At 64.9% G+C, this 20,958-nt stretch carries 23 protein-coding genes, 1 tRNA gene and 1 pseudogene; 15 read left to right on the top strand and 10 right to left on the bottom strand.

Annotated features, from left to right (window positions below):
- The first annotated feature begins 173 nt into the window (after positions 1-173).
- Together HSR122_RS02835 and tmk are read left to right on the top strand one after the other, a co-directional pair.
- Positions 174-803: a DUF7344 domain-containing protein gene (locus HSR122_RS02835; protein WP_229111176.1), complete on the top strand. Its 630-nt coding sequence runs from the start codon at positions 174-176 to the stop codon at positions 801-803.
- Positions 804-1,142: 339 nt separating this feature from the next.
- On the top strand, positions 1,143-1,733 hold the full coding sequence (tmk, locus tag HSR122_RS02840; protein ID WP_229111177.1) for a dTMP kinase: 591 nt from the start codon (positions 1,143-1,145) through the stop codon (positions 1,731-1,733).
- Between the two features lie 82 nt (positions 1,734-1,815).
- Here tmk and HSR122_RS02845 read toward each other — a convergent pair whose 3' ends face one another.
- Together HSR122_RS02845 and HSR122_RS02850 are read right to left on the bottom strand one after the other, a co-directional pair.
- Positions 1,816-2,019, bottom strand: a complete 204-nt coding sequence (locus HSR122_RS02845; RefSeq protein WP_229111178.1) for a hypothetical protein — start codon at positions 2,017-2,019, stop codon at positions 1,816-1,818.
- A gap of 48 nt (positions 2,020-2,067) precedes the next feature.
- Positions 2,068-2,658 (bottom strand): alpha/beta hydrolase, encoded by a 591-nt coding sequence (locus HSR122_RS02850; RefSeq protein WP_229111179.1) that lies wholly within the window; start codon positions 2,656-2,658, stop codon positions 2,068-2,070.
- A 103-nt stretch (positions 2,659-2,761) separates the two neighbouring features.
- On the opposite strand from HSR122_RS02850, the pseudogene HSR122_RS02855 reads away from it, so the two are divergent.
- The 7 genes and pseudogenes from HSR122_RS02855 to HSR122_RS02885 all read left to right on the top strand — a co-directional run.
- A pseudogene (locus HSR122_RS02855) lies at positions 2,762-3,019 on the top strand (ATP-binding cassette domain-containing protein); the annotation flags it as partial.
- A 68-nt stretch (positions 3,020-3,087) separates the two neighbouring features.
- Entirely contained in the window at positions 3,088-3,333 is a 246-nt protein-coding gene (locus tag HSR122_RS02860; protein ID WP_229111180.1) for a hypothetical protein, read from the top strand.
- Positions 3,330-3,959, top strand: coding sequence for an ABC transporter permease (locus HSR122_RS02865; protein WP_229111181.1), 630 nt, complete (start codon positions 3,330-3,332; stop codon positions 3,957-3,959). The genes HSR122_RS02860 and HSR122_RS02865 overlap by 4 nt, the downstream gene beginning before the upstream one ends.
- Positions 3,960-4,063: 104 nt before the next feature.
- Positions 4,064-4,237 carry a hypothetical protein gene (locus tag HSR122_RS02870; RefSeq protein ID WP_229111182.1) on the top strand — a complete coding sequence of 58 codons (174 nt, stop codon included), beginning with the start codon at positions 4,064-4,066 and terminating at the stop codon, positions 4,235-4,237.
- A 54-nt stretch (positions 4,238-4,291) separates the two neighbouring features.
- A complete protein-coding gene (locus tag HSR122_RS02875) occupies positions 4,292-5,731 on the top strand; it encodes an APC family permease (RefSeq protein WP_229111183.1) in 1,440 nt (479 codons plus the stop codon).
- 2 nt (positions 5,732-5,733) lie between these two features.
- Positions 5,734-6,459 carry a universal stress protein gene (locus HSR122_RS02880; RefSeq protein WP_229111184.1) on the top strand — a complete coding sequence of 242 codons (726 nt, stop codon included), beginning with the start codon at positions 5,734-5,736 and terminating at the stop codon, positions 6,457-6,459.
- Positions 6,460-6,586: 127 nt separating this feature from the next.
- Positions 6,587-6,661, top strand: a tRNA-Met gene (locus tag HSR122_RS02885).
- Between the two features lie 459 nt (positions 6,662-7,120).
- Here HSR122_RS02885 and HSR122_RS02890 read toward each other — a convergent pair.
- A complete protein-coding gene (locus HSR122_RS02890; protein ID WP_229111185.1) occupies positions 7,121-7,828 on the bottom strand; it encodes a bacteriorhodopsin in 708 nt (235 codons plus the stop codon).
- A 2-nt stretch (positions 7,829-7,830) separates the two neighbouring features.
- A complete protein-coding gene (locus HSR122_RS02895; protein WP_229111186.1) occupies positions 7,831-10,140 on the bottom strand; it encodes a methyl-accepting chemotaxis protein in 2,310 nt (769 codons plus the stop codon).
- A gap of 139 nt (positions 10,141-10,279) precedes the next feature.
- Here HSR122_RS02895 and HSR122_RS02900 point away from each other — a divergent pair, with 139 nt between their 5' ends.
- Positions 10,280-11,701 (top strand): protein kinase domain-containing protein, encoded by a 1,422-nt coding sequence (locus HSR122_RS02900; RefSeq protein WP_229111187.1) that lies wholly within the window; start codon positions 10,280-10,282, stop codon positions 11,699-11,701.
- Positions 11,701-12,429 (top strand): hypothetical protein, encoded by a 729-nt coding sequence (locus HSR122_RS02905; RefSeq protein ID WP_229111188.1) that lies wholly within the window; start codon positions 11,701-11,703, stop codon positions 12,427-12,429. Before HSR122_RS02900 ends, HSR122_RS02905 begins: the two co-directional genes overlap by 1 nt.
- 21 nt (positions 12,430-12,450) lie before the next feature.
- On the opposite strand, the gene HSR122_RS02910 is transcribed toward HSR122_RS02905, so the two are convergent.
- Complete coding sequence (locus tag HSR122_RS02910) at positions 12,451-13,110, bottom strand: glycerophosphodiester phosphodiesterase (protein ID WP_229111189.1); 660 nt, start codon at positions 13,108-13,110, stop codon at positions 12,451-12,453.
- Between the two features lie 108 nt (positions 13,111-13,218).
- Here HSR122_RS02910 and HSR122_RS02915 point away from each other — a divergent pair, with 108 nt between their 5' ends.
- Positions 13,219-13,932, top strand: a complete 714-nt coding sequence (locus HSR122_RS02915; protein ID WP_229111190.1) for an SDR family oxidoreductase — start codon at positions 13,219-13,221, stop codon at positions 13,930-13,932.
- Here the strand turns inward: HSR122_RS02915 and HSR122_RS02920 are convergent.
- Positions 13,929-15,104 (bottom strand): inorganic phosphate transporter, encoded by a 1,176-nt coding sequence (locus HSR122_RS02920; RefSeq protein WP_229111191.1) that lies wholly within the window; start codon positions 15,102-15,104, stop codon positions 13,929-13,931. The genes HSR122_RS02915 and HSR122_RS02920 overlap by 4 nt on opposite strands.
- Positions 15,105-15,262: 158 nt before the next feature.
- Positions 15,263-16,006, bottom strand: a complete 744-nt coding sequence (gene thyX / locus HSR122_RS02925) for an FAD-dependent thymidylate synthase (RefSeq protein ID WP_229111192.1) — start codon at positions 16,004-16,006, stop codon at positions 15,263-15,265.
- Positions 16,007-16,127: 121 nt separating this feature from the next.
- Between thyX and HSR122_RS02930 the strand changes: the two genes are divergently transcribed.
- Positions 16,128-16,553 carry a DUF5788 family protein gene (locus HSR122_RS02930; RefSeq protein ID WP_229111193.1) on the top strand — a complete coding sequence of 142 codons (426 nt, stop codon included), beginning with the start codon at positions 16,128-16,130 and terminating at the stop codon, positions 16,551-16,553.
- On the opposite strand, the gene HSR122_RS02935 is transcribed toward HSR122_RS02930, so the two are convergent.
- Positions 16,545-17,201, bottom strand: a complete 657-nt coding sequence (locus HSR122_RS02935; protein ID WP_229112172.1) for an RAD55 family ATPase — start codon at positions 17,199-17,201, stop codon at positions 16,545-16,547. The two genes, HSR122_RS02930 and HSR122_RS02935, sit on opposite strands and share 9 nt — an antisense overlap.
- Before the next feature lie 13 nt (positions 17,202-17,214).
- Positions 17,215-17,799: a HalX domain-containing protein gene (locus HSR122_RS02940; protein WP_229111194.1), complete on the bottom strand. Its 585-nt coding sequence runs from the start codon at positions 17,797-17,799 to the stop codon at positions 17,215-17,217.
- A gap of 114 nt (positions 17,800-17,913) precedes the next feature.
- Here HSR122_RS02940 and HSR122_RS02945 point away from each other — a divergent pair, with 114 nt between their 5' ends.
- Positions 17,914-18,840, top strand: coding sequence for an HhH-GPD family protein (locus HSR122_RS02945; RefSeq protein ID WP_229111195.1), 927 nt, complete (start codon positions 17,914-17,916; stop codon positions 18,838-18,840).
- Positions 18,841-18,843: 3 nt separating this feature from the next.
- Here the strand turns inward: HSR122_RS02945 and HSR122_RS02950 are convergent, their stop codons facing one another.
- Complete coding sequence (locus tag HSR122_RS02950) at positions 18,844-20,124, bottom strand: MFS transporter (RefSeq protein WP_229111196.1); 1,281 nt, start codon at positions 20,122-20,124, stop codon at positions 18,844-18,846.
- Between the two features lie 88 nt (positions 20,125-20,212).
- Between HSR122_RS02950 and HSR122_RS02955 the strand changes: the two genes are divergently transcribed.
- On the top strand, positions 20,213-20,944 hold the full coding sequence (locus tag HSR122_RS02955; RefSeq protein WP_229111197.1) for a helix-turn-helix domain-containing protein: 732 nt from the start codon (positions 20,213-20,215) through the stop codon (positions 20,942-20,944).
- Positions 20,945-20,958 lie beyond the last annotated feature (14 nt).

Below are 20,958 nucleotides of genomic sequence, written 5' to 3' on the forward strand. Positions count from 1 at the left end.
TACCATTGCTCGGATGCGATATATATCTGCGAAAAGCCGCTTTATGGCCCGTAGATCATCCCTCTGAGATCAGTGTTTGACATTCCACTTTGGTTATGTCTCACTTCGCACTGTATGTCAGTTAGGAAATCTTTATTACGAATACGTCCCTGATATGAGTGGGGCAAGGTACAATGAACTCCGGAAAAGGAACGCGGAGTCGGATCTCAAGTGGTGGGAATACCGATTCGCAATTATCCATAGACGTGGTGTTTCAGGTGCTCGGTAGCCGTCGTCGCCGCTACGTGCTGCATTACCTGCGCCAGCAAGATCGTCCAGTCCCGATTCGCGAACTCTCCGAACAGCTTTCGGCCTGGGAGCTGGGAAAGGAGTCCGATGCAGTGACGCCGAAAGAACGCAAGCGCCTCTACACGGCACTCCACCAGACGCATCTTCCCACGATGGACAGGTCCGATATTGTTGAGTACGACCGGAATCGGGGGGTCGTGTCGCTGACTGACTACGCCAACGAGTTCGACATCTATCTCGATATCGTACCACATAACGATCTACCGTGGGGCCATTTCTATCTCGCGCTCGGCGCGGTATTGACGACGCTTGTCGCCGTCGCAGCACTCGGTATCCCGCCATTTACAGTCTTGGACGGCTTCGACTACGCGCTTGCAGTTGCGGGCCTCTTTACGCTCGTTGCCGCATATCACACCCTGCGGGACCGGCGGCTGCTGCTCGGCTCGACGGACGTTCCGGCGGGCGCGCTACCACCACAGAGCGACGACAGCGACGTTACCACAACGGACGACTGACTCTCGCTTCCCACCTGATTCTGTCCGGTTTCGATTCCGCGCGTTCGGATGCGCAGTTTGTACCGTGGACCTCGCTGCGCACCGCTCGGCAGCGCAGAGTCGGTGGTGCACACTACTCTGACTCGCAAGCAGCGGCTTCACGGACCTTCTGTCGCCTCTTGTTGAAGTCACTCGCGGCCTACTCCGAAGAAGGTATGAGGGCCGGGTGTTTGCTTGCGCCAGAGGGCAAGACACCGACGGCGAGTGTGACTGTGAATTCACACCTTAACATTCGAATCACTGTCACCTCCTTCGGACGACAAGCGCGGCGTTTACGGGCCGGGGCCGCGAGGTGCGGATATGCTCGTCACGCTGGAAGGAATCGACGGCAGCGGCAAAACGAGCGCCTGGGAGGCGCTCCGGGCGGCCGAGCTGGGCGTCGAGACGACGTTCACGCGCGAGCCGACCGACTCGTGGTACGGCGAGGCCGTCGCCCGCTCGATCGACGACGAGGGGGCCGACTCGCTGGCGGAACTGTTCCTCTATACGGCCGACCACGCCGACCACCTCTCGCGCGTCGTCCGGCCCGCGCTTGACCGGGGCGAGGTCGTGATCTCGGATCGCTATTCGGACTCGCGGTACGCCTACCAGGGGGCGACGCTATCCGATCACCCCGAACTGGACGACCCGCTCGCGTTCGTCCGCGAGATCCACGACCCCTGGACGCGACCGCCGGATCTGACTGTCTATCTGGACGTCTCGCCGTCGGTCGGTGCCGAACGGGCGGGCGCGACAAACAAGTTCGAGCAGACGGACTACCTCCAGTCGGTGGCCGAAAACTACGAACAGCTGATCGAGGCCGAGCCCGACCGGTTCGTCCGGATCGACGCCGAACGGCCGCCGGACATCGTTCAGCAGGCTGTCACCGAAGCCGTCCGCGAGCGACTCTGAGAGGCACTTGCGGAACAACACTTCCGGTACACCTTCTCGGGGACTGGCAGCAACGGCGTGCGAAACGTACTGCGCGAACTTTTCACGGCGATTCCCATACGCTGGGTCCGACGCCGAGTCTCACTACGACGAGACGGTAACCGAAGACAACGACAACTATGAGCGCGACTTCGATCCAGAAACCAATCTCGCCCACTGCCACTGACACGACCGCAAGAGTCAGGAAAGCTAGAATAAGCATTGCGACGTAATGTGGTACAAGTTCGATCAGTTGCTCTCTGTCCATACGTTTCCTAGGAGACGATCCGTCTCAAACCTTCCCCTTGCATTGCCGCTACGCTAACTCGGCCGCCAGCCACGACGTGACCGTCTCGGCGATCCGGTCGCGCTGGCCGACGAAGAAGTGATCGCCGCCGACGCGTTCGACAGTCGCGCCGCGTTCACGGGCGGCTTCGAGGACGCGTCGCCACTCGACGGTCTCGTCGCGCTCGCCGACCAGTATCTGCATCGGGACGCCGATGCCGGCCACTGCGGTTGCGACGTCGCGGTCGCCGATCGTCGCCGCCGGTGCGAGCACCGAGAGCGCGTCGGCCTCGACCTCGGGTGCAGCCAGGATCGCGACCCCGCCGCCGAAACTGTAGCCGAACAGCCCGACGCGGTCGTACCGCTCGCGCGCCCATCGACAGGCTGCGACGGCGTCGGTCACTTCGCCACGCCCCTCGTCCCAGGGGCCGTAATCGAACCGAAGCGTCGCGATCGACCGCTCCGCGAGCGCGTCGGCGACGCTCCCCAGCCGGCTGTCGGCTCTCGAACCGCCCTGCTGTGGATGCGGCGGGCACGCGACGACGATCGAGTCCACCTCCTCGGGGCCATCTCTGACGCCGCGAACGTCACGACCGCCCGGTATCGGGACGTAATCGGCCATACGTGCCCGTCGTCCTCGCCGCGCTTCAAACTGCTCGTGGCATGTGATGACACATCATCTGGTTTATAAAAACATATTATAGACACGTATCACTGGCCGATATATGGCTGCAATACGGGCGGAGGGGTTGACGAAACGATACGGGTCCGGATCGGACGCGGTCCTGGCGTTGGACGACCTCGACCTGACGGTTCGAGAGGGGGAAGTCTTCGGCTTTCTGGGGCCCAACGGGGCCGGCAAGTCGACGACGATCAACGTGTTGCTCGATTTCATCGAGCCGACGGCGGGACACGCCGAGGTGCTGGGTCACGACGTCCACTCGGAGTCGAAAGCGATCCGGGCGCGAACGGGGGCACGGCCAGCATCCAACTCGACGTCGCGTCCGTCCCGGACGGCCTCGACCTGCAGTCGATCGACGGGGTCCGGGACATGACAGTTACCAACAGGGAAATCACGGCCGTCTGCTCGAGCGCGGCGAGAAAGGTCGACGTCGTCAGACACGTCGACGAGCGAACGACAGTGAGCGATATTGTCTCCGAGGACACCTCCCTGGAGGAGCTGTTCCAGCGATACACGGGCCAGAAACCCGGGACGGCTGACTCCTCCGCGTCGAGCGCTGACACGTCCGGGGCAGACGGACAAGCCGAGTCTGAGAGAGCGGAGGTGTCCGCATGAGCACGCTCGCGGTCGCGAAGCGGGATTTCCTAGACGTGTGGCGGGCCAAACTCGTCTGGGCCCCGGTCGCGCTGGTCGTGCCGCTGATCGCGCTCGTCGCCGCGTACCTCTCGATCGCCGGCGAGCGCGAATCGGGCAGCATCAAGTTCACGCTGGGCGCGCCGGTCGACCGATCGGCGGTCGTGCTCGGCAAACTGCTCTCGCGGTCGGGCGTCGTGCTGGCCGGGCTGGGCGTCTCGTTCGTGATCGGCACGGGAATCGCCCAGGTGCTCGTCCCCGAGATGACGTTCGAGTATGCCGATTATGCGATCTTCATCGGGGTGACGCTGCTGTACGCGCTCGCGTACGTCGCCGTCGCGGTCGCGATATCGGCGGCGACCGTATCCGGTCGCAGGCGATGGCCGGCGGGATCGGCTTCTTCTTCGTGTTCAATCTCGTCTGGAACTTCCTGCCGGTCAGCCCGACGCAGATGCTCGAGTTCGTACTTGAGGAACTCGGGCGGAATCCCGACAACTACGAGCACCTCCTCGAATGATCGTCATCCTCGCCGCCTGGGTCGTCGTCCCGCTGGGACTGGGCTACTGGCGGTTCGAGCACGCACAACTCGGGTAATAATATTTAATTAGATGGGGCCACATGGTCGAGACGTGATAGTGACCGTTGTAAGTCTGTTCCCGATCGACCGCACGAATCCGCGCGGTCGCACCGGTAAATCGGTACAACAGTCACTATGACAGAACTGAGTCCGGCCGACTGGTTGCTCGCGCTGATCCCGGCACCGCTCGTGATCGGCGCGGCCGTCGGTGTCGTCTCGTCGCTGTCGCTCGCGACGGCGATCGGGGCCGGGTCGGTTCCGGCGACCGGACTGGTCGGGTACGCGCTGTTCGGGTTGCCCCCTCAGTGACACCGGCGCGTTTCGGCCCCGGTCTTTTTGTATCGAGTCACGCCAGTAGTACGTATGTCCACCCCGGAAGCGGGTGACGAACCGGGCGGGGAGAACGTCACCGGCGAGCGGCCGGAAGCGGAGCCAGTCGGCGTTACCGAGGAGACGACTGTCCACGAGGAGGACGTCGAGCTCGAGCGGACGATCGGACTGGTCGGCGGGCTGGCGATCGGGATCGGGACGATGATCGGCGCGGGGATCTTCGTGTTTCCCGGGCTCGCCGCCAGCGAGGCCGGGCCGGCGGCGACGCTGTCGTTCGCGATCGGCGGCGTGATCGCGCTGTTGGTCGCGCTCCCGACCTCGGAGCTGGCGACGGCGATGCCCCGGAGCGGTGGCGGGTACTACTTCATCTCCCGAACCATGGGCACGTCCTACGGCGCGGTCGTCGGACTGGGACTGTGGCTCGGACTGGTGTTCGCCTCGGCGTTTTACCTCGTCGGGCTGGGCCACTACGTCGTGGCCGTCCTCGCTGAGATCGGCGTCTCGATCACGGGACTGCCGGTCGGACCGCACGTCCTGCTGGGCCTGCTGTTCGGGATCGCGCTGACGGCACTCAGCGTAACCGGGACGGAGAACACCGCCTCGCTCCAGAACGTGATCGTCGTCGTCCTGCTGGTGATCCTCACTGGGTTCCTGACCTACGGCGTGCTCGACGCCACCGGGCTGTTCGGGCGCGAGTCCGTCCCCGAGGCGTTCTTCTCGCAGGGACAGCTCCCGGTGTTGAGCACGGCCGCGCTCGTGTTCACCTCGTATCTCGGGTTTGCGCAGGTCGCGACCGTCGCCGGCGAGATCACCGAGCCGAAGCGCAACCTCCCGCTGGCGATGGTCGGCTCCGTGCTGATCGTCACGCTGTTTTACGTCGTGACGATCTTCGTCGCGACCAGTTCCTTCGGGGCCGAACGCCTCGGGCAGTTCGGCGAGACCGCGATGGTCGAGGTCGCCCGCGACTTGCTTGGACGGCCCGGCGCGGTGTTGATCCTCGCCGCCGGGCTGCTGGCGACGTTTTCGAGCGCGAACGCCTCGATCCTCAGCGCCTCGCGGTCGGTGTACGCGCTGAGCCGCGACGCCCTGCTCCCGCGGTGGGCCAGCCGGATCAACCTCCAGTATGGCACGCCCCACGTCGCTCTCGGGATGGCCGGCGGCCCGATTCTGGTGCTCGTCGCCACCGGCCAGGTCGAGGTGCTCGCCGAAGTCGCGTCGTTCCTGCATCTGGTGTTGTACGCGCTGATGTGCGTGGCGTTGCTGGTCGTCCGGCGTCGCGATCCGCCGTGGTACGATCCGAGCTTTACCATTCCCGGCTATCCCGCCGTGCCTGTCCTCGGTGCCGTCGCCAGCGCGGGCCTCATCGCGTTCATGGAACTCGCTTCGATCGCGATCGGCGTCGCGATCATGGCCCTGTCGTACCTGTGGTATCGCTACTACGCGACCGACATTCGACTCAAAGGAGACGTTTAACCATGTCAGACCGACCAGCCGTACTCGTCCCGATCCGCGTGCTCAAAGGTGAATCGATCCCCGACGGCGTCCCGGAACTGCTCGCCGACGCTCACGTCGTCCTGCTGGGGTATCACGTCATCCCCGAGCAGACCCCGCCCGGTCAGGCCCGGATGCAGTTCGAGGAGCAGGCCACCGCCCGCATGGATGAACTCGAATCGCTGTTCGAAGACGCCGGCGCGACAGTCGAGCGACGGCTCGTGTTCACCGGCGAGGCCCAGAAGACGATCGACCGGACGATCTACGAACACGACTGTCTGGCCGTGCTGGTTCCCGACGCCGTCGTTGCACTCGAGGACGTGCTCGTGGCCGTCCGCGGAACCGTCGGGATCGATCGCCTCGCGCGGGTCGTGTCCGGGCTGTTCGCGAACGCCGACGCGGACGTCACCCTCTATCACGTCGCGGGCGAGTCCGAGAGCGACGCCGACGCCGAGACGCTCCTCTCCGGGCTGGCCGATCGGCTGGCGGAGTCGGGCGTCGACCCGGACCGGATCGAGACGCGGATCGAGCGCGACCGAAAGCCGCTCGCCGCGATCATCGAGGCCAGCGACACGTTCGACGCTGTCGTTATGGGCGAGAGCGATCCCTCCCTTGCGACGTTCGTCTTCGGGATGCCCGCCGAGCAGGTCGCCGAACGGTTCCTCGGGCCGGTTCTCATCGTCCAGCGAGAGCGACCGGAGTCGGAGTGACAGGCGTCTGTTTTGCCGCGGCCTGTGTTGCACACCGCTGTAGACGTGCAACGCCGAGCCACGGTAGAAAGTCACGGACGGAACACGAATCACAACCCTTAATCGTAGTGCCGGATTATGACCCGGTAGCGGGATGGGATAGCCAGGAGATTCCGGCGGGCTCATAACCCGCAGATCGGTGGTTCAAATCCACCTCCCGCTACTTTCTGACGACGCAAGACGAGAAGCGAAGTGACGAGTCTGCGTCGTCGCAAGTCGTATAGCGTGGATTTGAATGAGAGAAACGCGAGCGTAGCGAGCGTAGCGAGCGTTTCGCGTGGTTCAAATCCACCTCCCGCTATGTTTTGCCGCTCACAAACCCGTGAGCGGCAAGCATCGGTCACGGTGATTTGAACGAGACCCCCGGTCCGCGGTGACGTCAACTTTCGACCTTGGAGATTTCGACCTGATACCCACTACTGTCGTCAAGAGGAATGTAGTATGCGCCCCGCAAATCGTCCGCGTTCGCGTGGGCCTGTTCGATCACGCGTCGGAGGCTTTCTTCAAACGCTTTTTCTCGGCGTCTTGCGACATCTAGCGTCGATTAGAACAACAAAAACATAAACCTTTGTCTCACTCTCACTGAGAAATAATAACGGCCCAGCCTGGTAGCCAAACGCCTCTAGTCCGCCGATGTCGCCATCGCGCTGTCCGCCGAGAGGAACTCGATGTCGCGCAGCGTCGAGTAGGCGATCAGGCCGAAGCCGACCTTCGCGACAACGTCGATGTAGGTGACGACGAGTGAGGCGGTCTCGGTGTCCATGAATCCGATCCCGGGGCCGCCGAGCAGCCAGACGACCGGGTAGACCAGCCAGAGCACGACGACGAAGTTCCGCAGCGTCCGGTACAGCGCGAGCGTCATGTCGTCGCGCTCGTGGGCCAGTTCGCTGATATCGGTATACAGCAGGTATATCAACATGCCGAAGACGACCGCGCCAGCGGCGAACAGCGCCAGATTCAGCGGCGCGGCGACCATGCCGCCGGCGAACCCGAGCACGATCGTCGATGCCTGTAGCGCGGCGAGTTTGGCCAGCGTCGATCGGTCGGCACCGGCCAGCCAGCCGACGTAGACGATATGCAGCGGCGTCGTCAGCAACCAGTCGACGTAGCGTGGGACGTACAGCGTCGCGCCGCGGGCGCTGGTGACCGCGCCGAGGTCCAGTGCCATCAGCGCGTAGGCGACCGTTGCGATCGCCGTGACGGCGACCAGATCGAGAAACGGGATGCGATGGGGATCGGACAGGCGCGTGTATCCCGCCGCGAGGCCGATCGTTCCGGCTGCCATGCCGACGGTACCGAGCGCGAACCAGGTCGTGATAGTCAGCTCCATGGTCAATCGTCAGTGGCCGCGGTTTCGCCGGTCGGGCCCGTCGAGGCGGCCGTCTCGACGGAGAATCGTTCGAGTAGCTGTTCGAGGTCGGCCGCCCGCTGGCGCAGATCGCTCGCGGAGTCGGACACTTCCGAGATCGCCCGTTCCTGATCGTCTGCGGCCGACGCGACCGTGTCCGCCTCCTGGGCGGTCTGTCGGCTGATCGCGGAGAGGTCGTCGATCGTCTGCATGACCTCCTGTGCGGTCCGGGCTTGCTCGGCGGTCGCGTCGTCGATCTCCTGGATGCCGGCGTCGGCGTCTTCGGTGCGTTCGACGATCGTCTCCAGGGCGTCGACGGTTTCGGTGACGGTCTCGACGCCGTCGGTGATCCGCTCGCTGGTCGACTCCATCGTCTCGACGGTGTCGCCGGCCTGGCTCTGGATGCGCTCGATGCGCTGTTCGATGTCGCCGGCGGCCGACTTGGTCTCCTCGGCGAGGCTCTTGATCTCGTCGGCGACGACGGCGAAGCCGTCGCCCTGTCCGTCGGCGTGGGCGGCCTCGATCGAGGCGTTCAGCGCCAGCATGTTCGTCTGCTCGACGATCTCGGTGATCACGTTGATGATGTCGTTGATCTCGTCGAGATCGTCGTCCAGCGCGTTGATCTCCTCGACCATCGCCTCGGTTTCGGCCTCGATCGCGTTCATCTCTTCGATGGCTTCCTGTGCGGCCTCGCGGCCGGTTTCGCCGGCTTCGGCGGCGGCCCGGGAGGTCTCCGCGACTTCCTGCGCGGAGGAGGCGACTTCCTCGGCGGTCGCCGAGAGGTTCTCCATCTCCCCGGAGGCGTCTTGGAGGCGTTCGCTTTGCTTGCGTGCCCCCTCGGAGATCTCGTCGATCGAACTGGTCACCTGCTGGCTTGCGTCGCTGACCTCGTCGGCGTTGCGCTGGACGCGATCGGACGCCGCCAGCACGTCCGTCGAGAACGACTCGACGTCGGCGACGATCCGTTCCAGCGAGTCCAGCGTCGCGTTGATCCGCTTGCCGACTCGTTCCATCGCTTCGCTCTCGCTCTGTGGTTCGACCCGGCCGGTCAGGTCGCCGTCGGCGGCGCGATCGAGCACCGACTCGTATTCGCTGGCCTTGGAAGTGAGATGTGAGGTCATCGCCTCCATCTCGGCGCGTTCACTTTCGGCTTCCCGGCGAGCTTGCTCGGCTTCCTGTCTGGCGTCTTCGGCGTCTTTGCGTGCCGTTTCGGCCTCGTCTATTTTCTCCCGTAACGAATCTCGCATGTCCGCGAACGACTGGTACAGCGAGCCGAGTTCGTCCTCGCGGGTCGTCCTGAGATCCACATCCAGATCGCCGTCGGCCATCTCCTCGGCACGGGTTGTCAGCCGACGGAGCGACGTGATCGTGTTGCTCCCGATGGTCACGCCGACGAGTCCGAGGTTGATGACCGAGAGCAGGACCAGCGCGAGCAGGTCGGCGTTGATCTGGTCGGCCAGCGCGTAGGCGTCGTCGTGGTCGGCACGCACCATCACTGTCCAGTCGACCGTCTCGAGTCGCGTCGCCCCGGTCACGACCTCCTCACCGGAAACGAACGTGCTCTCACCGGCGGCCAGCGAGCCGATCCCCCCGGAGTCGGCGCGTGTGTCGAGAAGTCGGCTCTCGTCGGGGTGAGCCACGTACCGTCCCTGCTGGTCGAGCACTACCGTCCGGGTGTCGGTCGCGTCCCGTGTGATCCGGTCGGCGTGTGCCGAGAGATCGATCATATACACCAGTGCCCGGTCTTCGGCACCTTCGATCGGCGACATCACGGAGACGATCGGGTGGTCCACGATCGGAGCGCTGAACGGTTCGGTCACGACCACGTCGTCAGGCCCGTCGAATTCGGGGGGGTCGGTCGCGAACGGCGCGCCCTGGTCTTCGGCGTCGACGCCGATCATCTCGTCGGCGGAACTCGTCGTCAACTCCATCGTGACAGTGTTCATGTAGTGGACCGCCACGACGTCCTCGGGAACCTGCTCGTCGGCGATCAACTCATCGAGTTGTCCTTTTATCGTGTCGACATCGCCGCTTTGGTAGACTGATAGCTGTGAGGTCGTCTGAACGTCGTTTTCGACCGATTGCAGCCACGTGTCTAGCTGGCGTGCCTCGGTACTCGACTGTGCCGTTAGGTCTCCTTCGACGTTCTCCTGCAGTTGCCCGCTCGTCTGGGCGCTAATCACACCCCCAAACACGACGATCACTACTACCGAGAACGCGAGCGCCGCGCCTAGACGCATCGCGTAGCTCCGGCGAACGACTGCAGGGAGAAGCGATCGTTTCGACGGTTGCATCACCGTGATATTCGTCTTGCGATACTAAAACGCAGCCACTCTATTTTCACCAGTGATAACACAATCGGATAGCTGGTGCCAGTCTGGTAGGCCGGTACTATCATTACTCGGGACCGAATAGTGTCATGATACTTGTCACATGCCGAGTTTCGAAAGCGAAGGTGTGCGTACGGTGCTCGCGGACATCGTCGGCGACCCGGACCGGGGCCAGGGGGCCTTACCGCGACTGTTCGGAAGTCTCGATAGCGACGACCGGACGGTTCGACTCGGGGCGGCCTGCGGGATCTGTCTGATCGCCAGTGACGACCCGGGGAGCATCGAATACACGGTTCGGCGGCTCGTCGATCGGCTCGACGACGACACGTCGCGGCCGGAGGCGATTCTGGCATTCGAGTATCTCATGACACAGTTCCCGGAACGCGTCGACGATGTCTTGCAGCAACTCCGGGCAGAGCGCGAGGCGGAACCGCTCCGGTACACTCGACAGGGCGGGTTCGTCCGGAGCGGGTATTTCCAGCCGTCCGAGACACACCGAGACGACGTCGGGCGCGTGCGCCGCCCCGGCGAGGGAGGGGACGGACTCGTCTACGGTTCGCTTGACGAGCGATCCGAGTCCGATCGGGAAGCGCCACCGGATGAGACGGACGCGTCGTCCGACGAAGGCGCGCCGTCGGGGACCGACGAGCCGTCGACAGAGACGCCCCGTCAGCGAATCGACCGCCTCCGCGAGCGGGTCGATGTGATCGTCAAACGGAGCAGATTCGATCGGTTGATGTTGCTGACCGGGGAGTCGACCGGCCGCTACGCGGACAGCTATCGCGTGCTGGCGACGCGTGCCGGCCGCGAGGAGGCGGTCTCGCTTCGACTGTTTCACGAGCCGGCGGGCGACCGCGAACCGTTTCGGTCACAACTCGAAGCCGCGATCGAGCAGTGGGGCCAGTTCGACCACGAACACGTCGTCTCGCTGTACGACGGCGGCCCTCGACCCGAGCCGTGGGCGGCGACACAGCACGTCGACCTGACGCTGGCAGCCGACCTGCCGGCCTGGAACGTCTCCGAGGCTGTCGGAACCGTCGCGCGGCTCGCGGACGGGCTCGCGGCGATCCACCAGCGCGGTGTCGTTCACGGCGGAATCGATCCCGGGAGCGTCGCGGTCGAACTCGAAACCGAATCGGGCCGTCGCGCTAGACTCGACAACGTCGGGCTGTTGCCCGTCTATCGGCAGTTCGTCCATCCCTCGGTGTGTCTGGATCCTCGCTTCGCCGCGCCGGAGTACTTCGACGTCTCCTTCGGCGGGATCGACCAGGCGACCGATATCTATCACCTCGGAGCCGTCCTCTACTACTTGCTGGCCGAGGAACCGCCCTACGGCGGCGAGTACGACGAGGTGCGCGCGCAGGTCCCCGATGATACCCGTCCGACACCCCCTTCCGCGATCGCGGACAGCCCCGAGGTGCTCGACGACGTCGTTTCGAAAGCGCTCGACCGACAGAAACTGACGCGCTACGAGACTGCAACCGCGTTCAAACAGGACCTGCTCGACGCACGGGGGCGAATATGATGGCTGATCTGGTCGGACTCAACGAACTGGCGAACGATCCGAATCTCACGTTCATCGCCTTCATCGCGTTTTTCCTGCTGGCCGTCCTCGGCGTTCGATTCGCGCTGTACGCCTACTGGAACGGTCGCGCCGGTAACAGTACTCAGACGACGCTGTGGGGATACCTGTTGCTTGTCGGCGTCGTTGCCACGGGATACGGACTGGTCGGGATCGGCCGGATCGTCCTGTTTGCGGACTGGCTGCTGGAGGTGGCCAGCGGGATAGCACTGCTGTTCGCGCTCGTGCTGGCGCTCGCGTTACGGGAAATCGACGCTGCGAGCGCGGGAGGGCGGACGAGATCGGATACGGAGGCGTCGCTGACGGTGCTGTTTCTGGGGGCTGTCGGCGCTGTCACGGCCGGCCTCGTTGCGCTGCCCGCGTATCGTCAGTCGATCGCCGGGCTGGTCGGGACCGGCGGGCTCCTCTTTCTGTCGTACGGATACCGGTTCGGGCAGCGACAGCTTGACCGGACGCGCGTCCGCGGGACGCTTCTGGAGACGCTGTTGCGCCATCTGCTTCCGGTGTTGTTGTTCGCGGCGTTGATCCCGATCGCGGAACTGGCCGTGTTCGCGGGACTCGATCGCGTGATCGTGTTGCACGTCCAGGTCGTGCTGGTGATCATGACCGCGACGACGCTGATGACCTCAACGATCAAGCTCCGGCAGAACCTCCGCGGGATGCGGACCTGACAGTGACGCCAGTGCGACTGTTCACCGACAGGCCGCGGGTTCGTCGACGATGACGCCGTCGACTCCCATTTTCTCGTACTCCGTGGCCCGCTCCGGATCGTTTATCGGCCAGACGTTGACCGCCAGATCCGAGCGATGCGCCCGCTCCAGCAGCGCGAAATCGACCAGCCGCCAGTGGGGGTGGATCGCCGTACAGTCCAGACTCGCCGCCCGCTCGATCGCCGCCTCGGAGGAGGAATCGACTATCAGCGCCCGATCGACCGATGGATCGAGGTCCCGGGCGGTCGCGAGCGTCTCGACGTCGAACGACGACAGCAGTATCTCGGTGTCGAACTCCTCGAGGAGTTCGAGCACTCGCTCGACGAGGCCGGGCTCTTTGAGTTCGAGATTCAGCCCGACGTCGTCGGGAACGGCCCGCAGTACCGCTTCCAGTGAGGGGACACCTTCGCCGGTCTCGAGCACGTCCATCGACTGTAGCGTCGCCAGAGAGATGTCAGCCACGACCCCGGTCGAGTCGGTCACACGGTCGACGGTCTCGTCGTGGATGACGACCGGGTCACCCGAGCGACACTGGCGGACGTCGACTTCGATCATGTCCGCGCGGTCTGCGGCCTGGCGGACGGCTGTCAGCGTGTTCTCGGGATAGAGCCCGGCGAATCCGCGATGGGCGATACAGCGCATACCGGTAGCCACGGTCGGGGCACCAATAGGGCTTTGGAGGGTGGTTTCGCGCGGCCGGTGTAAGCATGCCATGTTTTATTCGCTCTCGTGCCTTGAGAACAGTCACCGATGTCAGTCGAGTTCGATTTCAGCGATTCGGTGGCACTTGTGACCGGCGCGGGCGGCGCGCTCGGAAGCGCGATCGCGACAGCCTTCGCCGAGTCGGGGGCGACAGTCGCGGCGGTAGACATCGTCGAGCCCGAGAGCGAGGACTTCCTGCTTGATCCCGAACGAGACGGGATCGACGTCTATCAGGCCGATTTCACCGACGAAGAACAGGTCAGCGAGACCGTCGAGGCGGTCGTCGCCGACCACGGCGGGATCGACGTCCTCGCGAACGTCGCCGGGACCTGGCGCGGCGGGACACCCATCGACGAGACGGACGTCGAGACCTTCGAGTTCCTGCTCGACGTCAATCTCAAGACGATGTTCCTCGCTTCGAAGCACGCGCTCCCGCACCTGCGCGAACGCGAGGGCGCGATCGTCAGCGTCTCGGCGCGCTCGGCGCTCGAAGGCGGCGAAGGCGACGGGATCTATCGCGCCTCGAAAGCGAGCGTCAAACTGCTCACCGAGACGATCGCCGAGGAGAACGAAGGGGCGGTGCGAGCCAACGCGGTCCTGCCGAGCGTGATCAACACGCCGATGAACCGCGAGATGATGCCCGACGCCGACCACGACGCGTGGGTCAACCCGCGCGAGATCGCCGATGTGGTTCGGTTTCTCTGCAGCGACGCGGCGGGCGTCACCAGCGGCGCCTCGGTCCCGGTCTACGGGGAGGCCTAGAGGCCGAAGACCGGGACGAACTCGAAGGTCAGATACGCGCCGATCGTCGCGATCACCGGCACGACGTTCTGTAACAGCACGACCCGGGCCGTCGTTGCCGGATCGAACAGGTCCGTCGCACTGGGGACGGCAGTCTCCTCTTCGCCGATCCCCGGCAACTCCTGTCCGGGTTCGTCCTCGGCGAGTGCGTCGACTGAGACCGGCGGCGTCTCTTCGCCGGTGACCGCCTCGGGCAGCGTGACCGGCCGCGTCGCCCGCCCCCAGCCCAGGCCGATGATCGAGACCGTGGCGATGACGACGAAACTCGCGGGGATGCCGATCACCGAGAGAAAGACTACAAGCGCCGAACTGACCGACGCGACGACGATGGCGGCCGTCAGCGGGAGTTCGGTGATGTCGCTGCCCATCGTATCGAGGGTGCGTCGGGCGATCGTGAACGTCCCGATCGCGACGGCGACGCCGCCCAGGATGATCGCGCGGTTCATCTCCAGGGAGTCGCTCCCGACCAGCGGCGCGACCGCGTTGGCGATGTTCGAGGTGCCGGAACTGAACGCCATGAGACAGCCGATCGAAACGACTGTCACGACGCCGAGCAACTCGCGGCGACTCGTCGTCTCGTGCGGGCGTGGGACCGGGACGACCCCGGAGCGATCGAACTCGACCAGCGGCCCCGAAGAGCGGTCCATCGCGACCGCCTCGTTGATGCGCGCGTAGAAGTACCGGCCGATGATCAGTGACACCCAGAACCCGAGCACTGGCGCGACGATCCACCAGATCGCGATCGCGCCCATCACCTCTAGGTTTAGCGATCCCGTTGCGACGCCGAGGCCAGCGATAGCCCCGACCGCAGTCATCGACGTCGAGGCCGGCACGCCGAAGACGTTCCCGACGAACAGTGCGAGCCCGATGAAAAACAGCACGCCGATACTCGTCTCAAGGGTGAAGACGCCAGCCCGGGTCACGAGATCCGACCCGAGCGTCTCGACGACGTTGCGGCCGATCGTCCACGCACCGACGAAAAAGAAGATCGACATCAGTCCCGCTGCCCCTGTCTTCGAGATCGCACCGGCGCCGACTGCCGGGCCGAACGCCGGTCCGGTCGTCGAGCCGCCGATGTTGTACCCGACGAACATCGCGACGAGCACGCCGACTACGAGGAGAACTTCGACCATACGTGGTCTCGGTTCGTGAGCGTCAAATAGTCCGTGATCCCGTCTTCACAGTCGCTCGACGTTGACCGTGGCCGTTAAACCGGTGTGAGCGGTTGATTCCGCGCGGTCGCCCCGGAACCGCGGCCGTGACAGCGCCCAACCCATCGGGTGGCCGACTGTCACGGCGCGAGCCGGTTCTTGCGGTTTTTCATGTGCTCGTTGTAGTACTCGAAGGTGATCGGTGCCCACTCCTCGGCCAGGTCGAGGATCTGTTCGGTCATCTCCCGGATTTCCCACTGGGCGTCGGCAGCGGCCCGCATATCGCCGATATGCATCAGCATGCGGGCGTTCATCGTCATCACGATGTTGACTTTCGTGCCGATCGGGAGGACGAACCGGGCGTCCTCGGGCGGCATGCCCAGCTCGAGCAGTTTCTGATAGGACTCGACAGCGCTGGCGACGGTGTCTGCGAAGACCTCCTCGCGTTTCTCGACGGTCTCCTCGTCGACGGGGCCGGTGTCCTGGTTGCGTCCGACCCAGTCGGGATCGGTCGCGGAGGGCGGGTAGACGACGAGTTCGCCCTCTCGGACCGCCTCGGGATCGACGTCGTCGAAGGAGACGTACCGCATCGACTGGATGTCGAAGGTGACGTGGCGGTGGCGGGTGATCTGGGCCATGCACGATCGGCTGACCCCCTCGATGGCGAAGGTGGCGTGAGGGTGCTCGAAGGGGCCGAAGTGGCCGTGCTCGAGCAGGTGGGTGAGCAGCGTCTCCTTTCTGTCCTCGATCGAGTCGCCGTCGATCGTCGACATGACCTCCTCGAAGGACTGGTCGGCGATGAACTCCGAGGCGTAGTCGTTGCGGGCGGCCTGACAGATCAGTTTCTCGGGGTCGTCGGTTGCGTCCAGCAGACGAACGTCCATACGCACGTTCGAGACCGGCGGAGAGATAATACCTGCCATCCCGGTCGCGCACGTTCGAGCGCTCATCGAGACGACGCCGGAAACCGAAAGACTGGCTACGCCGGACCGTCCAGTGACGGGTATGAGCAGCGAGAGTGACGTCGTCTCGGAGGAGCGACGATCGGAACTGCTCGATCGCATCTCCAAACGGGGGGCGACGATCGGCGAACAGATCCCCGACGAGGTGACGATTGACGGGCAGACGATCGCGCTGCGGTCGTTCGTCTGGGAGACCAAAAAGCAGGGCGTCGTCCCGCCGGAGAAACGCGAGGCCGTCCAGGACGTTCGCGCAACGCTCAATCGGGAGCGCGACCGGCTGAAAGACCGGCTTCGAACTGCGGACGTCTCCCCTGACGAGGCCGAGGAACTGGCCGATACGATCGTCGGGCTCGACCGGGCGATCTCCGCGCTGAAGAGTCTCCGCGAACCCGACCTTCAGCAACACACACACGAGGAATACGTCGAGAGCAACCGCCGCTGGGTCAACTTTATCGACCAGCTACTCTAGGGTCTGCCAGTCGGACGGCGAGGAGGTCAGCCCGACGACCCGTGCCTCTCGGGTGCCGTCCCGTTCGCGGATCTCGATCATCCCGTCGAACGCCTGCTTGATGACCTGCAGCGTCTGGTCGTCGTGTGCGCCCGAGTCGATGGTGAACAGGCCGAGATAGCCCGCCGAGTCCAGCCGCGAGGAGAGGACGTGACAGAACTTGAAGACCGTCTTGCGGTCGGTGTAGGTCAGCATCGTCGACAGCGATGCGAGCGCGAGCCGCCCCTTCTCGACGCCGCTCTCGTGGAGGCCTTCGAGGGCTTTAGTGATCCCGATCCCGATCCCCGTCAGGTCGCCCGGCGAGGAGACGTGGTGTGCGTACACGCCGTCGTCGGTCGTCTCGCCGCCGGACCGATCCGAGACGCAGTCGATGACGCCCAGCGGGAACGACTCTCGCCCGGTTCGCTCGCTGAAGTCCCCGATGACGCTGTCGGTCCGGTCGCCGGTCGAGACGATCACGGCACCCTCGTTCTGCCTGACGCCGTCCGCCAGCAGGTCGTACGCGAGCGATTCCTTTCCCGTCATGGCCGGACCCGAGATGAGGATCGTCGAGCCGGGCCTGACCGAGGCCAGTGCATCCACATCAAGTACGGAAGTGAGATCGTACATTGTCCCGGTGTGATCAGTGTTCGTCGCCATTCCCGAGCCCCCGCAGTGTTGCGATGAAGTCCTCGTCGTCTTCGATTCCCCCCAGCGTCTGTGAGAGATCGTCCTGCAAGTCGTCGATCCGCTCCGTTAATTCGTTGTATTCGTCGCTTTCGGCCAGCTCCGCGCTGCTTTTGGTCGCTTCCAGCGTCGCTTGCTTTTCGACGAGCGAGTAGTATTCCTGCAGCAGCCCGTCGTACTCCGAGCGTTCGAGGAGGGTTTCGACCGTCTCGTGTAGTTGCTCGCTCCGGATCGGCTTGGTGAGATACGAGTCGAACCCCATCTCGAGGATGTCGAAGTCCGGTTCGACCGCCGTCACCATCGCGACCCGACACTCGTAGCCGCTCTCGCGGATCCGCGAGAGGACTTCGTCTCCCGACAGGCCGGGCATCATCCGATCCAGCAAGACCACGTCGACCGCCTCGTCGAGCATGTTGAGGGCTTCGTCGCCGTTCTGGGCTATCCGGACCACGTACTCGTCCTGTAGCCAGAGATTATACGTTTCGGCGACGTCCGGTTCGTCTTCGACGATAAGCACGACGGGTGCGTCGGGATCTGACATCGGCTCTCCCCGGGGTGTTTACTCTCCTCGTACATATCAGTGTGGGTCCGATCGGACCTCGATTCCCGCGGACGTGCCGACAGTATCAAGCGTCTACGGCCGAACAGTCCGGTGATGACCGAGGCGTCCGGTGACGACTTTCTTCCTGACGACGCCGACCGCGTCAGGGCGGCGTTAATCGAGTGGTACGAGGACGACCACCGGGAGTACCCCTGGCGGGAGACGACCGATCCGTACCCGATCCTCGTTTCGGAAGTGATGAGCCAGCAGACCCAGCTCGACCGCGTCGTCGACGCCTGGGCGGACTTTCTCGACCGCTGGCCGACCGTCGAGGATCTCGCCGCGGCCGACCGGGCGGACGTCGTCGGCTTCTGGACCGACCACAGCCTCGGGTACAACAACCGCGCGAAGTACCTCCACGAGGCTGCCCGGGAAGTCCGGGGCGAACACGGCGGGCAGTTCCCCCGCGATCCCGACGGCCTGCAGGAGCTGATGGGCGTCGGTCCCTACACCGCCAACGCCGTCGCCTCCTTCGCGTTCGACAACGGCGACGCCGTCGTCGATACGAACGTCAGGCGAGTGCTGTATCGCGCCTTCGGTGTCCCGGACGAGGATGGCGAGTTCGAACGCGTCGCGGGACAGCTCATGCCTGACGGCGAGTCGCGGGTCTGGAACAACGCGATCATGGAACTCGGGGGCGTGGCCTGCACGAAGACGCCGGCCTGTGACGGCGCGGCCTGTCCCTGGCGGAAGTGGTGTGACGCCTACGAGACCGGCGATTTCACCGCGCCGGACGTCCCGACCCAGCCCGAGTTCGAGGGGAGCCGCCGGCAGTTCCGGGGTCGCGTGATCTCGGTGCTCGGAGACGCCGACGAACTGCCGCTTGACGACCTCGGCCCGCGCGTCCGGGTCGATTACGTCCCCGACGGCGACGGCGAGGGGGGCCGCGAGTGGCTGCGAGCACTGGTCTCCGATCTCGAGGCCGACGGACTGGTCGAACTCGACACGCGGGACGGCGACGCCGTGGTTCGACTGCAGTAGTGATCAGTCGTCGGCGACCGCGGCCTCCGGAGCCGGTGCCGGTGGTTCGTGCGTCCCGAACTCCGGGTGGGTCTCCTCCATCCAGCCGTACACAATCGCGCCCGAGAGGAACATCAGCCCGCCGGTCACGTAGAACGCGGCCTCTGCACTGACCAGTTCCATCGACAGGCCGATGAGGACGGCCCCGACGCCGTAGCCCGCGTCGCGCCACATCCGGTAGACGCCCATGCCCGCCGAACGCCAGAAGGGGTGGGCCGCGTCGCCGGGCACGGTCATCAGGTTCGGGTACAGCAGTGCCATGCCGAGCCCCGAGAGCCCGGCCAGCACCGCCCAGCCGAGATAGCTATCGACGAGGGCCATCCCGAGGACGCCGCCACCGGCCAGAAACATCCCCCAGACGACCGGCGGCCGGCGGCCGATCCGATCCGCGAGCCCGCCGGTCCCGATCTGCAGGAAGTACATCGCGCTGTGGATCCCGACGACGACGCCGACGGCCTCGATCGCGAGTCCCTCGCTCGTGAGATACAGCGGGACGGCGATCCAGAACAGCGTGTCGACGAAGTTCTCGACGTGGCCGGCCTGGGCCGCGGCGAACAGCGTCCGGTCGCCGTAGGTCGCCCGCTTCAGCACGGCACGGAACGGGAGGTTCGCGTCGCGGTGGTCGTCGTCGCCCTCCAGACGCGCCAGCTGCACGGTCTCTCTGACGAGGACGACCGACAGCACCAGCGCCAGCACGACGACGACCGCCAGGAAGTAGAACGGTTCGGGCCGAAGGCTCGTCCGACCGGCGATGACGCCCGTGACCCACGCGCCGACGGCGACGCCGGTGTACCCGAACGCCTCGTCGATCCCGACCGCCAGCCCGCGCTGGTCGGGACCGGCGAGGTCGATCTTCGCGTTGATCGCCATACTCCAGGTCAATCCCTGGTTGATCCCGAGCAGGACGTTCCCGACGGTGATCCAGGCCCAACTGGGCGCGTAGATGAGGATCACCGGGATCGGCAGCGCAGTGAGCCACCCGGCGACGAGCACCGGCTTGCGGCCGTACTCCTCGCCCCACTTGCCCGCGTAGAGGTTCAGCAGTGCCTTGACGAATCCGAAGGAGACGACGAACGACCCGATGACGAGAAACGACTCGACGCCGAGGACGTCCTCGCCCAGCACGGGAACGACCGTCCGCTCGGAACCGATCGTCAGTCCGGTCGCGAACACCAGCAGCACGTGCAGCGAGAACTGCCCGAGGTGTTCGCGGATCCCCTGTCGCAATTCCGTGGTCTCGTCCATGAGTGCTCGCCCGTACGAGCACCATTCGATTGTATATGCTGCCGGCCATGTCCGGCACCCTTTAGACTGTCGCGAGCCAACAGCAAGCATGAGCCTCTACGAGGCGTCCTTCCGGGTCAGACACGAGTGTCCCTACCGGGAGATCTCCGAGCGAAACCCCGAGTTGACGATCAGGGAGTGGTACCTCGACGACTGTCAGGTCGTGGAGATCACGGCGCCGGATGTCCCGGACGCGGACGTGCTCGACCGAATCGACGACATCGGGATGGTCCTGCACGAATCGGTCGACGAGTCGGGGCTGCACGTCGTCACGCAGTCGTGTCTCTGCTCGCTGGAGGGGTCGATCGTCGAGCGTTTCGAGGAGCACAACTGCCTCTATCAGCCGCCGACGATCCACCGTCAGGGCTGGGAGCACTACACTGTCATCGCGTTCGACGACGCGGACGTCCGGGCGCTGCTGCAGGACCTGGAGGACGACCGCGAGATCGAGGTCCTCTCGAAGACGTCGATCGAGCAGGACCCGGTCCCCCACAGCATGCTCGCGCCGGTCGATCGACTGTTCGAGGGACTGACCGACCGACAGCTGGCGGCGCTCCGGCTGGCGCTGGAGCGCGGGTACTACGAACAGCCTCGACGGACCTCGTTGCGGGAGCTGGCCGCGCAGACGGACGTCGCCCGGTCGACCTACGAGGAGCACCTCCGGAAAGCCGAGAACAAGCTACTCACCAGCGCGGGCGAGTTCCTGCGATTGGTGACCGCACAGTCGACAGGTGACCCGCTGTCGGTCGAGCAGGGCCGATCCGAACGACCGGCGGACTGACCTCTGTCGTCGTG

Source organism: Halapricum desulfuricans (assembly GCF_017094525.1).
Lineage (GTDB): Archaea > Halobacteriota > Halobacteria > Halobacteriales > Haloarculaceae > Halapricum > Halapricum desulfuricans.

Bases quoted from the DNA above. Each gene is read 5' to 3' on its own strand.
- HSR122_RS02875 (WP_229111183.1), top strand. From the start codon at position 4,292: ATGTCCACCCCGGAAGCGGGTGACGAACCGGGCGGGGAGAACGTCACC.
- HSR122_RS02915 (WP_229111190.1), top strand. From the start codon at position 13,219: ATGTCAGTCGAGTTCGATTTCAGCGATTCGGTGGCACTTGTGACCGGC.
- HSR122_RS02910 (WP_229111189.1), bottom strand. From the start codon at position 13,110: ATGCGCTGTATCGCCCATCGCGGATTCGCCGGGCTCTATCCCGAGAAC.
- HSR122_RS02865 (WP_229111181.1), top strand. From the start codon at position 3,330: ATGAGCACGCTCGCGGTCGCGAAGCGGGATTTCCTAGACGTGTGGCGG.
- HSR122_RS02920 (WP_229111191.1), bottom strand. From the start codon at position 15,104: ATGGTCGAAGTTCTCCTCGTAGTCGGCGTGCTCGTCGCGATGTTCGTC.
- HSR122_RS02860 (WP_229111180.1), top strand. From the start codon at position 3,088: ATGACAGTTACCAACAGGGAAATCACGGCCGTCTGCTCGAGCGCGGCG.
- HSR122_RS02905 (WP_229111188.1), top strand. From the start codon at position 11,701: ATGGCTGATCTGGTCGGACTCAACGAACTGGCGAACGATCCGAATCTC.
- HSR122_RS02880 (WP_229111184.1), top strand. From the start codon at position 5,734: ATGTCAGACCGACCAGCCGTACTCGTCCCGATCCGCGTGCTCAAAGGT.
- HSR122_RS02930 (WP_229111193.1), top strand. From the start codon at position 16,128: ATGAGCAGCGAGAGTGACGTCGTCTCGGAGGAGCGACGATCGGAACTG.
- HSR122_RS02890 (WP_229111185.1), bottom strand. From the start codon at position 7,828: ATGGAGCTGACTATCACGACCTGGTTCGCGCTCGGTACCGTCGGCATG.
- HSR122_RS02935 (WP_229112172.1), bottom strand. From the start codon at position 17,201: ATGTACGATCTCACTTCCGTACTTGATGTGGATGCACTGGCCTCGGTC.
- thyX (WP_229111192.1), bottom strand. From the start codon at position 16,006: ATGGACGTTCGTCTGCTGGACGCAACCGACGACCCCGAGAAACTGATC.
- HSR122_RS02900 (WP_229111187.1), top strand. From the start codon at position 10,280: ATGCCGAGTTTCGAAAGCGAAGGTGTGCGTACGGTGCTCGCGGACATC.
- HSR122_RS02950 (WP_229111196.1), bottom strand. From the start codon at position 20,124: ATGGACGAGACCACGGAATTGCGACAGGGGATCCGCGAACACCTCGGG.
- HSR122_RS02845 (WP_229111178.1), bottom strand. From the start codon at position 2,019: ATGGACAGAGAGCAACTGATCGAACTTGTACCACATTACGTCGCAATG.
- HSR122_RS02895 (WP_229111186.1), bottom strand. From the start codon at position 10,140: ATGCAACCGTCGAAACGATCGCTTCTCCCTGCAGTCGTTCGCCGGAGC.
- HSR122_RS02940 (WP_229111194.1), bottom strand. From the start codon at position 17,799: ATGTCAGATCCCGACGCACCCGTCGTGCTTATCGTCGAAGACGAACCG.
- HSR122_RS02945 (WP_229111195.1), top strand. From the start codon at position 17,914: ATGACCGAGGCGTCCGGTGACGACTTTCTTCCTGACGACGCCGACCGC.
- HSR122_RS02870 (WP_229111182.1), top strand. From the start codon at position 4,064: ATGACAGAACTGAGTCCGGCCGACTGGTTGCTCGCGCTGATCCCGGCA.
- HSR122_RS02835 (WP_229111176.1), top strand. From the start codon at position 174: ATGAACTCCGGAAAAGGAACGCGGAGTCGGATCTCAAGTGGTGGGAAT.
- tmk (WP_229111177.1), top strand. From the start codon at position 1,143: ATGCTCGTCACGCTGGAAGGAATCGACGGCAGCGGCAAAACGAGCGCC.
- HSR122_RS02850 (WP_229111179.1), bottom strand. From the start codon at position 2,658: ATGGCCGATTACGTCCCGATACCGGGCGGTCGTGACGTTCGCGGCGTC.
- HSR122_RS02955 (WP_229111197.1), top strand. From the start codon at position 20,213: ATGAGCCTCTACGAGGCGTCCTTCCGGGTCAGACACGAGTGTCCCTAC.